The following is a 12,945-nucleotide window of genomic DNA, read 5'->3' on the forward strand; positions in this document are numbered from 1 at the left end:
AGCACTTTCGCCAGCGCTGCGCCATATAACGAATGGTTGGCGCGTTGCCAGACGCGTTTTCCTGCGGGGTTAAAGAGCGCGAGGGGTTCCCCCGTTGGGGCGCTGACCGCGTAGTGAGTTTCGACTTCGCCTACCTCGCCCTCACTGACTCGGCATTCCTGTTGCGCTATCAGCTCCCAGCCATTAAACACCCAATGTCGGATTTTTTGCAACTCGCCCTGTCGATAATCGCGAATTTCAGCAATAACATCACCGTCCCATAAATAGCTCACACGGATGCCTTGCTGTTCACAGGTTTTGCTGATACGGCGCCCAAAGGCATCGTAACGGTAGCGCCAGCTATCACCATTTTGTTTGCGCAATTCCACCAGCTGGTTCTGGCTATTCCAGATAAATCGCGTGTATTCCGGTCGGAAGCCTTCCTGTTGCGTACGGCGCGCCGTCATTCGGCCAGCGGCGTCATATTCATACAGCTGATTACCAAGACGATTTAAACGATGGCCGCGGTGATAAATTTCATCCTCTGCGCCGCACTGTTGATCGCCCACCCGTCTGGGTAGTGGATAGCCGCTGGCGTCATAACGGTAATGCTCGCGCAGTTGATTACGTTCGCTGACCGAAATCACCTGTCCGTTGCCATTGACAACATAATTCAGTCGTTCAACATCATCGTTGATCGCAACCAACTGCAAACCAGCGTCATACTGATATTCGCGATCCAGTTCGGCCAACGTAGGCTGAGGAATGTCACTCAGTTCTTCCTGTCGGAATACCCGCGTATTGCGGCCTGCGCGTTGATGGATAACCTGCCCCATCAGGTCGTATTGCTGACGCAGCATAAAACCCGCCGCCGCTTCGCGTCCCGCTTCCTGCCCCGCGGCATCCCGCTGTAGCTGTAAACTTTGTCCGGCTGGCAATTCCAGCTGAATAAGCTCACCGGTGCGGTTTACGCCAATACGAGTCAGCCAACTGCCCGACTCGTGCCCAACACTGGTAATTTCTCGTTCCAACGTCTGGTTATCCGGATAACGACGCAGAATTTCACCGGCTACCTGAATCTCGCGAATCGGTCTATCCTGTTCGTCATACTCAAAGTGCAAAGTACTATCCGGTGCGGTAACGCTCAGCAAACGCCCCATCATATCGTATTGATACTGCGTCGCTCCTTCCGGGTTGCTCTGGGTCAGTAAGCGCCCGCAAGGGTCGTAGCTATAATGCGTGATATTCCCTAGCGCATCCTGCTTCTGGCTACAATTTCCCTCGGCATCGTAGCGGTAATACCACACCGCATCGGCGTAATCCCGTTCCTCTATGACCCGCCCTTCGCTATCCAACGTATAGCGGTAGGATTCGCCTTGGGGATTAGTCACTGCTATCAGTTGTAGCGTGTCAGCATCGTAGCGATAGCGCCAGATATGGCCTTCACCGTCGCGGCGGGAAATCGGTAGGTCAAAAGCGCCGTATTCCACCGTCCAACTAACCCCGTTGGCATCATGATATTGGGTCAGATTACCGTGACGATCGTGGGTAAAGTGCTCCTGACTGTTGTTCGGGCGATCGCTTACCGCCAGCCGTTGATGCCTGTCATAGCGCCAGCGCCATAAGGCTCCGCCAGGGGTGCTGAGAGTTTGCAGATTATCCCGGCTGTCGTAACGCAGATTCATCACCCGCTGTTCTTCATCGAAAATGCGGAACAGACGCTGGTGATGATCGTATTCCATTCTGCGCTGGCTACCGTCGCTGTGAATTTGCGTAGTCACCAACCCAAATTCATTACGTTCCAACGTGATACTGCTGCCGTCTGGTGCGGTAAAACTTTGGGGGTTCCCTTTTTCATCATACTGTTGCAGCCAGGTACGCTCTAACGGATCGGTAATGCCGAACAGTCTTTGGCTATCGTCATAACTGTATTGCCAGCAGGCGCCCATAGCGTTAGTAAATGAAGTCACCAGACCGGTATCTTTAAGGTAGCTCAGGGTAATTTGATGGCCTGAAGGAGTGATCTGCGACAACAGATTGCCGTAACTGTCGTACTCGTATCGGGTGATATTTCCGGTGGGAGAACGAACCTCGGTCACCTGATTCATCGGAGTAAAATAAAACTCGGTGGTTGCTCCTTGCGGGTTACTGACTCGCGTCAGCCCCGGCAAATAGTCAAAGTGCACCGGGTAATAACCGTCTGCGCCTATGCTGTCGGTACAACGTCCTTGCGCATCATAATGATATGCCGTCCAGGTTTGATCATTATCATGCCAGCGACTGATCCAACCCTGCGCGTTATATTCATAGAAAAGATGGTAGAACTCGGTGCTATCCGCTTCCGCCATAAAACCGCTGTCGTGATAGCGATAACTCGCCAGAACATCATATAAACCTTCGTCGGTGCGGCGAATTTCGGTCAGTTGCTGCGACGCATTCCAGATCAGCGTCAGTTCCGAACCGTCGCTGTGACAAATGCGTGTGAGCTGTTGCCTTTCGTCATAACAAAAATCGATATGATTGCCGTTAATGTCCTGATGAGCGCTAAGCAGAAATTTATTCCGATCCTTTTGCCCGACTAAGGCGAAATGACGCTGAATACCGCTGCGGCGATCCGTCAGGATGACACCCTTGTTGCCGCGCGTCACAGTGAAATCAGGGTGATCCGGATTAAAACTGAACGCATAGCCATCCGGTAGCGAAAAGTTCAGAGAACTGCCTTCCTGAGTGAAAATCTCAATACTGTCATTTTCAGGATCGATAACCGCGTATTCGCTGAAGCTATCCGCCCAATTAGCCCCTAATACCCCAAAACAGCCCTCAGCCCAGGTTCGGGTAAACGCCAGCGACAAGGTTTGGCCTAACATCAGATCGGTACGCTGCTCGACCAATTGACCAGTGACCACGTCAATAGGGTCACCCTTGACGAATTTCTTACCCGCTTCAGTAAAGCGTGCTATGCCTTTATGACTTTTAAATGCGGCAGTTACGCAAGATAAGGTTTTACCCGCGCATATTTTCGCAGCCTGTTTAGCACCCATGATTGCGCCTTTGGCTGCGGCTTTACTCCCCGCTTTGGTAAACAGTTTTGCTGTGCCGGTTAATAGACCTTTACTCGGTGGAACCAAGAATTCTACGGCGACCAGAATGGCTTTTTCCAGCATAGAAAATTCTTCGGCCACTTCTAGATAGCCACCCTGACCGGAACCGATAAATACCGTAGATGCGCCGGATTTAATGGTTGGACCGCAGGTCAATTTGTCCCCCACCCGCGCCGAGGGCATACCGTTGATGGCAACGCTTTCGCTGCCTTGGGCGATAGTCGCCGGCGCGCTGTGTTTGCTACACATAGCGGTATCGCCGGTTGCACGGGCAGCCGCTTTACCTTCGATAAATACATCGCCAGAGCCGCTGAGTAGAACGCCGTCCGTCGGGCCAACGCTGTCTACCATCGCGCTGACCGCCGAACTGGCCTTACTGATTATCCCTCCCATAGCAAAAGTCCCAGCTGTGCCTAACGCCAGTACTGCCACGGTCGCCAACCCACCGGTGCCCACCACCACCGCAGCAGCCACCGCAAAAATAGCTACGCTAATGAGTGCCCCAACCACGGCTCCGGCTAATGCACCGAGAAAACTGGCATGCTTGATAGGATCGCCCAATCGCGCCGCAGCCGGTCCGGGCGCGCCGGAACTGACCGGTTTGGGGCTGGCATGAATGGCCCCAACTCGGGCAATTCGCTGCACAATATCATCTGTTAACGACATGAAACGCCTCCCGCGTTACACACTTTTACGCAGCCTGGTAGCTATAAATAATCGCCAGCAACGCTGTTTTTTGGCTCTCCGCCAGTACTTTTGGTGAGGTGATGGTGAAGGTCAGTAACTTGGTGCCACGCACCTGCATCACCACGCTTTGGTGCATTTCCCCTTCGGGGCTTTTCCAAAAATATTCCAGCAAACGAGCCGGTTGTTCGCTCAACGTGACGGTCGTAAGGCTGCGCTCTTTATAACCGGGCAGACTGGTTTGAAATTGCTCGATAACCTGCGCGTAGTAACTTTCGTTATCCAGCCCGACCGGAACCGCCATACGGCTTACCACTAAATTGATTCCGCTGTCGTCGGGGGCAATAAACACATTCATGGTTTCATCGCGCCAGTTGGCTGGAATGGCTAAAGTGCCTTCATTGATTAGGTAAGCAGGGTGAGTCATATAGTCGCTCCGTGGCTTATAATTATTTGGTGAAGAATGTTCGTTAATTGAGGTTTATCGGGTTGCCTTTCAGCGTAATACTGGCGCCCTCAATGGTGATATTGCCTGCATTATCCAAAGTAATACTGGCACCGGCGGTGCCGATCTGAATCCCCTCGGCCGAAGACTGGATCATGATGCTGCCGGTGACTTCCAGACTGCTACTACCCTGAACCATGATGCGGCGCTGCTTGGTGATAGAAGTCACTTCGTTACCCGCAACTTCTTTATGACGATCGTTACGCACAGAAATCACCTGATCGTGACCGACGCTTTCGGTGTGATCGTGAACCACGGTGGTCACCCGATCGTTAAGCACATTGGTCGTCATATCTTTCTGCGCATGCATAAACAGCCCTTCACTGTTTTTCTCATCTTCGAAACGCAGTTCGTTAAAACCGTCCCCTTTGTGGGTTTTGGATCGGAACGCCATTTGGGTTTTACTGCCCGGCAGGGTTCCCGGCGGGATGTTATTGGCGTGATAAGTGCGCCCCGTCACGATAGGCTGATCCGGATCGCCATGAAGGAAATCCACCACCACTTCCTGACCAATACGCGGAATGGCTAACATCCCCCAACCTTGTCCGGCCCACGGCTGCGTTACCCGAATCCAGCAGGAACTGTTATCGTTGGATTTGCCATAGCGATCCCACAAGAATTGCAGACGAATTCGCCCGTATTGATCGCAGTAAATCTCCTCTCCCGGCGGCCCTACTACCATGGCGATTTGCGGGCCATCAACTACCGGTTTTGGCAACGGCGTTGGCCGCCAGCTTTGACTGGCCGGAATAAAGCTAAAGCTGTTAAACAGCACCGTCCCCTGATCGCCAGATTCCTGTTCCAGTGCCTGCATCTGCTTGCCGTGATGCTGAATGCTGACCAACTGCCATTTACGATTGAGATCGGCCCGAGGGTGGCTAGTCAGGGTAAAGAGCTGACCCGGTTGCAGCCGGAAATCATTACTTTCTCCCTGCCCAAGGTTGGCATCATTACGCAGGGCCTCCAACCGATAGCGAGTGAAATCCTGCCCGTGCTGTTCGTCTTTAAAACGACCGGGAAAATCGAAGTGCTCGTAGTCTGGACGCTGATTTTCCAGCTCTCGTGCCTGTTCGTTGAATTCCGCCGCCCAGTTTGGATTTTTAAAGGTGTAATCCTTTAACTGCACGCTGGCAGTCCGCACCTGCGCGCTGCGTTTAAAAGTGTTGATGCTGAGTTCTTTGGCCTGCGCCGCTTTGGTCGGGTTGTAAGGCAAAACGGCTCCCGGCGGTAGAGAGCCGACGTCATCGGCAAAAATCAGCGTGTTCTTACCGTTGGCGAATTCAAAGTAGTAAAACATCCCTTCTTCGGCGGTAAGTCTCTGAATAAAATGGAAATCAGACTCTTGATACTGCACGCAGAATTCGCGTTCTGGGTGCGGATTACGCAAAGCGAAGGCGAAGTCATTGATACCGTTCTCTTTCAGAAGCGAAGAAACGATGGTCTGAATGGATTGCTGCTGGAAAATACGGGAGTTATGACGTAGAGAAGTACGCCAAAAATCGGGGCGAATCACCATGCTGTAGCGCGTCTGACGAAAACCGGTATCGCCCTGTTCAAAGCTGGAGACCATACCGGTAATGCTGCGTTGCAGCTCGCCTTCACGCCAGATAAACAGGGTGGCCACTTCGTCTAGCACCGCGTCAAACGCGATGGCAGGATCGGCGCTGGCCAGACCAACGTGTAAAATAAAAGGTGATGACAATCCTTCGCTCAGGCTGAAATCCACCACCACGAAAGTCTGCTCCGGCAAACCACCGGCGGTTAGCGTAAATTGCAGCCCCGAAGGCTGTTTTATCCCGCCCAGTAAACCCGCTGCGCCGCTGAGGCCAGCTGCCGAGCCAGCCATCGCCGCCGCACGCCCGACGGTATTTTTGGCGCTATTCATCGCGCCGGTCGCTTGTGATGCTGCACCCTGTACGGTTTTCATCGCTTTAGATGCTGGGCCAGCAACGATATTTTGGGCAGTATCCAAAGCTCCGCTGGCGCTTCCACCGATATTTTTCGCCGCATCTACGCCTTTTGAGGCCATGCCCGCCATATTTTTCGCGGTATCCATCGCTTTCGAAGCCATACCGGAGGCATTTTTCGCGGTATCTACGGCTTTGCTAGCGGTTCCTGCCACTTTGGATACTTTCTCTGCCGCACGCCCCACGCTGCAACCGGCGACGCTGGCCACCATGCCAGCGCCGTCCGCCAGACCGGAAACGCCATCAACGGCTGCGGCTCCTAATGCATCGCTTGCGCCGGTTTTATCTTTTTTCTCATCACGACTAAACATGGTTATCCCTTCTCGTCGGCGTTAATGGGCTGGCTCAGTTTGAACCGTCAGTTGGTGGTAGCGGCTTAGTAAGGCATCGAAGCGGTCATCAATTTGTTTGATCAATACCGGCGAGACGCCTTTCTTCTGCTCCCGTTGCGCAGAGAACTGGCGCAATAGCTCTTCCAGCGGGATTTCGCTGTTAAGGTTGTTTTGAATGCGATAGAGCGCAGTTTTTAAATAAGAAATGGTCAGGCTGCCTTTCTGTTTTTCCTGCTCTAACAGTTTTTCAGAAAGCTGCTGAACGCCCATTTTGGCCTGATAGTAATGAGCGGAATCCTGATTGCTGCCCATTCTGGCTTGCAGTTGCTCCTGCCAGCGTTGGCTGACCCCGGTTTGCCGGGCATCTGCAGGCCATAGCTGCTGGGCGGTTTTCATTAGCGCATCTGGCCCACCTAACACTTCCAGCGGAGAACGTTTAGCCAGCCGATCCATTTGCTCGCCATAGGTCTCCAGCTCCGGCTGGTGTAGCCACAGTAAGGCTGAACCTTCAGGCTCAGCGGCCACAGCAGCCAGCTGTTGCGCCATTGGCCGCACTTGCATCAGATAGACCCCTGCGGCGATCAATAGCGAAAAACCAATGCCCAAATTGAAACCTCGCAGCGCCGACATACGCTTGGTCGGCACAAAGCGCACCTGCACTCGTGCATGTTCCAAATCGTCATGCTGTGGCTGGGGTGGCGCGGGTGGCACTTCCCGCGATGACGGGGCATCATCCGAAGCGGTCAGATACACCAACGGCGGCATTTGATAGGCCTGGATGGACGGCGCGGCGGCTTCAGTGGCTCGCTCCAGTTTTTTCGCGGTGTTTTGCATCAGATACAACATATTTTCGATGCGCGGCACTCGGCTCAGTTGCACCTGCTGCAGCTTATCGATCATGAGCTGCAAGGCACGTTCGGCGCGATAAATCAGTCGTAAATCTTCACTGCTGAACACCTGCTGACGCAACAAGTGACACAGTCGCGCGGTGAACCATTCCAGCATTTCAATACGTGCCAGCGGTTTTTCCGGCCACAGACGATCCCATTCGCTGACAATCAGGCTGGCCAACAGCTCGCAGCCTTCGGTGAAACCTGTCAGCCCATTCAGTTGAGTACGCGCCAGGGTGTAATACACGCCGGTTTGCAGATCGACGCCGTTACTGCGAAACAGCGTTAAGGCTAAAGACTCAATTAGCCGCCAATTAACCTGTGGCTGCGAGGGATGATTGGCTTTGTTAATTTCTTCACGGATCGCGGTGAATTCCGGCCATTGGCGCGGATCGCCACCGGTGCGGATAACCAATCCCTGTTTATTGTCGCTCACTAAAACTCTTCCTTAAAAAAAGCCCGACGACGCGCGTCGGGCATACTCATTAATAGAGCGTGTCCGGTAATTTGAATTTACTAAACAGTCCGCCAGCAAAGGGGTTATCCGACTCATCAACGGTAATGCGATAGGTCATATGGCCGCCGTCAACGTTAAAGCGCACATCGAAGGAATCTTCCCGTACATTGGTCAGTTCACCGGCGTTAATCAGCCGTAACTGTGCCCATGGGCCGCTAAAGGCGATGCTGCGCGGCGATTTACCAGAAGCATCCGGCACCAGAGTGATTTTGCTTTCCACACCCGAGCGCATGGAGTTAGGCCACACCAAATGCACCTTACTGCTGCGGCCGTGGGCGTAATCCAGCAATTGCCCGTCTAGATTCAGCACGCTGCGCCGTTTATTGACCGCCAGCGCCACCGGTTCAATAGCGAACTGCGTGCCTAACCCGTTCTGGCTGCTAAAGAAAGTCTCACGAATTTTCTGCGCTACCTGTAACTGTTGCAGGACGTCATCACGGATCAGCAACTCGCCGTCGCTGCCGTTGGTCAGATTGTTTTCGACGAAAGGTTTGAGGTTTTGCTGATAGAAGTTGTCCAGCACACCTTTTGGCGCGAAGAAACGTTCAAACTCGCTCAGCGGCACATCCTGTGTCGATTCAGGATTAAACGGATAGCGGCCCGCCAGATAGGTGCGATACTGTTTCACTACCGTGTCGTTCCATTCCACTTCCAGCGATTGAATCGCTTCCATCATAACAACATGCCAGGCTTGCTCCGCCAGATCGCCCACCCAACGATTCAGCGGCTCAGGGAGGTTTTTGGCCAATTGCTGTACTTCAAAAATCGGGTCGCTGTTATTTTGATCCAACCGAAGCTGAACCGCTTTCAACGCCGCTTTCCCCGGTACCGGCGAGTTCTGAATCGCCAGCATGTAGCGATGCAAATCCGTCAGTTTTTGATAGACGCTTTGCAACGTACTGCCTTTATCACCGTGTTCAATCAGCGCAGCAGTTTCCGGCGCAAACTCGCGGTTAATCCGCGACATCAGGCGGTAATCCGGCTGTTCCAGCAGATCTTTGGCATCAGCTTCGCCGCTGGCGGCAGGTAATTGCGTGTTGTTGCTCAGGGTTTGTAGCGCTCGACGGATCGGCTGTTCACCGCTGATCACTTGCTCAATGGCAGCGATCGCCTGTGGCAGATCCTCAAACTGACGGATCTCCAGGTTGTTGATCGCCGCACGCCATGCGGCGGTGTAATCGCCCAGATACTGCTCGGTAATCTGCCGCTGAATTTCTTTGCGATCGGTATCGCTGTATTCCACGTTTTTCGACAAACTCAAAACCCAGCTATCCATACTGGTCAGATCGATCAACTGGTCATTTTGCTTTACGAAGTAGCTTTGCAAGCCCTGACGCGTCAGGAACTGCGGTACCATCAGCAGATCTTCGTTATTGGCTACAAAAATGCCATCGAAGCTGGCACCGATTTGATCGCGTAGATTCAACGCAGGCGGTAAAACATCCTGCCCTTTGATACGTAGGTTTTGGTACACCCGCTGATACAGAGACAGTTTACTGAGTTCCTGCTGCGCGGCTTTTACCGCCGGAACATATGGCGCGAAATTCTGAATCGACAGCACATCGCCGTTATCCCGGCTGCGTTTCCAGTCGGTATGCTCCAACGCGTAATCCAGATGATCCATCAGCTGATTTTGCAGATTACGCTGGCCGTTAAACTTCTCGCTCCAGCGGTTACGCATATACTGCTCCACCAGCCCTTTATTACGACCGCTGCCGTCTTCCAACATGCGCATCACGCGCAGGATTTCCAGTTTCTGCTCACTGCCCGCCGGCGCAGCTTTTAGCTGAACCAATAACCCGCTCATCAGCGATGGCAAGAAGCGCTGCTCCAACAATTGCAGATAGGTATTTTCGACGTAAGGCCCAATTTTGCTGCCTTGATACAACCCCAGATCCGCTAACAGGCTATTGCGCTCATGGTAGTTACCGTAGGCCAGTGTTGCCTGCCGAATCGGGTCAAGCAGCGGTAACTGTAGGTTGCCATATTGGTCTTCACCTTGCGGAGGCGGAATTTCCAAGAAGGTTTTAGCCTGAGTCAACACCACTTGTCCGGCCCGATAGTTACTTTGATAATACTGATGCCAACCGAATAGCAACCCGACAATCGCCACCGCTCCGCAGGCGCTGAATACCATCATGCGGCGACGAGAATTGCGCAGCCATTGGCGACTTTCACCGGCCAGATTTGGCTCGGCCAGCAGGACATTATTAAATAATCCTTTGGCGAAATAAGAAGAAGTGTCACCCACCGGCCAGGTCGGGAATGCCTGCGGCCCAAGGTGATACTGCACCGCCGCCGATTGGGTAAACAGGTCGTCCATTTGTCCACGCTGCTGAGCCGAGGTCAGATAAACCCCGCGGAGCAGCGCCGGTTTGCTATCGCCGCTAAACAGCATACGATCGAGCATTTGCAGCACGTAATCATGCAAACCGTGAATCTGACGGGTAAAACTGAATAGCTGCGGGCGCTGATCGCTATCCACACCGTTAAACATCATCTCCGGCATGGCGTTGTTTAGTTGTGCCATCCACTGTTGCCAGAATTGATTCAACTCGCTGCGCCAGTGATCTTCATCCTGCGTATTCAGAGTGAAAGTCACGCCTAAAATCGCTTCGCGCTGGGTTTTATCCAACGACTGATACATCGCCTCAAAGCCGTACAGCAAATCCAGCTTGGTCAGCACCAAATAGACTGGAATCTGGCTGTGCAGCGTCATTTGCACATCGTGCAGACGCTGGCGCATATGGTCGATATAACTTTCCCGCCGATCTTTATTGGCGGTCAGCAACTGATAAACATCGACTGTAACGATGATGCCGTTGAGCGGTTGACGCTTACGGTTATGTTGCAGCCAGCCCAGCAGTTCCTGCCACAAGCGAGAATAAAGCTGAGGTTTGCCTTCCGCTCCTTCATCCGGTTGCTCGATAAGCTTTCCGGTCGGATCGACAACCACCGCTTTTTCACCGGCCCAGCAGCGCACCTGTAGCTGTGCGGCGTCATCGCCTTTGCTGGCGTCGGGGCTGTAGATTTCCGTCAGTTTATAACCTTCCCGCAGCAGCGTAGTTTTACCGCTCTGTTCGGTACCCAACATCAGATACCACGGCAGCTGATACAAATAGCGTGGCGTGTTGAGATAGCGCTGTAGCTGCTGCAACCAGCGAGACAGATAACCGTTCTGCCGATCCAAATCGATTTGCACCGGATCTTCTTCCCGCTGCTGTTGATCCAGTTGGAGTTTTTCTAATTCTTGCAGCCGTCGCGTAACTCGCCACGTCAGCCAGCACACCGCAACCAATACCAGCACAGCCGTCACCAGCCAACGACTCAGCTGTGATTCTAGCGGATGCTGTTCCCCCATTTGCCACAGTGGCCCCCACAGCCAAATCACTACCAAAGCGATGCACCAGAGCAGCCCCAGCAATATCGGTATTGAAGACTTAAAACGCGGAATAATGGGCTTCAATAAACGTAAAAATGAAGGCATCTTTGGCATTTTGGGTATTGAAGGCATTTTCATTGATTAACATTCCTGTGTCGCATCGTGGCTGTCATGAGTTCTGCCGCCGCTGTTTTTCTGATAACCCGGCAAAGAGCGAAGGCTCCCACTCCGGTAATGACAACTGTTTCCCTGCCAAATAAAGGCTCTGATACTGCTGTTGCGCCATTGCCGCCAGCCCGGCCTTTTCCAATAATTGCGCACTAAGCAACTGGCTATAGAAACGATCCCGAGGTTCAGTTTGTTGCTGTTGCTGTTGATCAACCGCAGCCAGAGCCGCTTCCAATCCCTGTTGCTCATAGCACTGCCAGATATCATTCTGATCCTCACGGGCGCTACCGGTAGTTACCGTCGTTTCCTGCGGTTGCAACCAAGCGGCGGTTTCCACAGAGAGAAACGGGGTTTTATCGGTAAAGCTCAGTTCCCGCAGGGCAGGCAGGCGAGCCAGGAAAGCGCGAAGCTCGCTTTGAATCGCCTGCGCCACCAGCGGATAACCCAAACGTTCAGCCACCTGCGCCGACAGAAAATGCCCGTCCAGCCAATAAGGAGCCAGCGTCAGGCTTTGCTCGATTTGCTGCCACAGCGCTAAATCGGCTGCCGGTAACGCAGCCTGATAGCTGGCGGTGCGATCCGCTGAAACGGCGGCCAGCGGCGTGCGGCCATCGCTCTGAGACTGAGGCGGCGTGGTGATAGTGCTAAAGACCGCGTGGCGTCGGAGTCGGTAGCCGCTGTCGCTGTCCGGATGGCGTTCACACAGCAAATCCGCCACTTTCAGCAGCGTTTGCCGCCACGCACGATCGCTGGAACTGTCCACCGTGACGCTGGCAATCGGCGCTTCCGTAACCGGCGCATCGACAGAAGAAACCGGCGCGCTGCCGCTGGATAAAGACGGGCTGCTGGTCTGCGGTGTATCCGCAACCTGAGGTTCTGGCTGATAGCGATAGGGGAAACTCAGCTCATCCACTTCTTTCGCCAATTGAGGCTCACTGTCGTGCCAACACTGTGCCAGTCGCGCCAGTTGCCCTAAAGCTTCCAGCCGTTGTTCACCGGTGGCTCGTTGGCTAAAAAGACTGGCTGCGGCGTCGAAACGTTTAACGATCTGCTGTGCCAAACGGCGTTTATGCAAACCATTGTGCGGCCAGGCTTCGGCCCAAAAATGGCTGACGTAATCACAAAGCAATTGCATCGCCAGCAAGATATTCTGCGGTTCGCCACCGTGCTGCAAAGTACGCAACAGGTGGGTCAGTAAGCGCATGTCTTTGCTTTCTTCGGACAGCAGCGTCATCGCCTGCTGCTGCAATTCAGCAATATTCAGACTGGCGTGGGTAAGCGAACCCAGCTTCACCATTTCGCCGTCGATAAACTCCCAGCGCGGGTTATCGTCTTTGAGCGCCAGCGCTGCGCGCCCGTCGGCTAACGGGGCTAGCAGCAAATTCCGCCAGGGATGTTGGGCGATAGCATTCATATCAAC

General features: G+C 53.4%; 6 protein-coding genes. All 6 read right to left on the minus strand.

From position 1 onward, the window contains the following. A partial coding sequence (locus ACQ4OC_RS09860; RefSeq protein ID WP_430971136.1) for a PAAR domain-containing protein occupies positions 1-3,746 on the minus strand: 3,746 nt, incomplete at its 3' end. A 25-nt stretch (positions 3,747-3,771) separates the two neighbouring features. Then, entirely contained in the window at positions 3,772-4,191 is a 420-nt protein-coding gene (locus ACQ4OC_RS09865) for a DUF1795 domain-containing protein (protein ID WP_064512400.1), read from the minus strand. A gap of 43 nt (positions 4,192-4,234) precedes the next feature. After that, on the minus strand, positions 4,235-6,115 hold the full coding sequence (locus tag ACQ4OC_RS09870; protein WP_064518188.1) for a type VI secretion system tip protein VgrG: 1,881 nt from the start codon (positions 6,113-6,115) through the stop codon (positions 4,235-4,237). Between the two features lie 453 nt (positions 6,116-6,568). Beyond that, positions 6,569-7,894: a VasL domain-containing protein gene (locus ACQ4OC_RS09875; protein ID WP_064512398.1), complete on the minus strand. Its 1,326-nt coding sequence runs from the start codon at positions 7,892-7,894 to the stop codon at positions 6,569-6,571. Between the two features lie 49 nt (positions 7,895-7,943). Continuing rightward, complete coding sequence (gene tssM, locus ACQ4OC_RS09880; RefSeq protein WP_430971164.1) at positions 7,944-11,489, minus strand: type VI secretion system membrane subunit TssM; 3,546 nt, start codon at positions 11,487-11,489, stop codon at positions 7,944-7,946. A 37-nt stretch (positions 11,490-11,526) separates the two neighbouring features. Continuing rightward, positions 11,527-12,939 carry a type VI secretion system protein TssA gene (gene tssA, locus ACQ4OC_RS09885; RefSeq protein WP_430971137.1) on the minus strand — a complete coding sequence of 471 codons (1,413 nt, stop codon included), beginning with the start codon at positions 12,937-12,939 and terminating at the stop codon, positions 11,527-11,529. Positions 12,940-12,945 lie beyond the last annotated feature (6 nt).

It is taken from the genome of Yersinia sp. J1, assembly GCF_050586585.1.
Lineage (GTDB): Bacteria > Pseudomonadota > Gammaproteobacteria > Enterobacterales > Enterobacteriaceae > Yersinia > Yersinia entomophaga.

Bases quoted from the DNA above. Each gene is read 5' to 3' on its own strand.
- ACQ4OC_RS09865 (WP_064512400.1), bottom strand. From the start codon at position 4,191: ATGACTCACCCTGCTTACCTAATCAATGAAGGCACTTTAGCCATTCCA.
- ACQ4OC_RS09870 (WP_064518188.1), bottom strand. From the start codon at position 6,115: ATGGCTGGCTCGGCAGCTGGCCTCAGCGGCGCAGCGGGTTTACTGGGC.
- tssM (WP_430971164.1), bottom strand. From the start codon at position 11,489: ATGCCTTCAATACCCAAAATGCCAAAGATGCCTTCATTTTTACGTTTA.
- tssA (WP_430971137.1), bottom strand. From the start codon at position 12,939: ATGAATGCTATCGCCCAACATCCCTGGCGGAATTTGCTGCTAGCCCCG.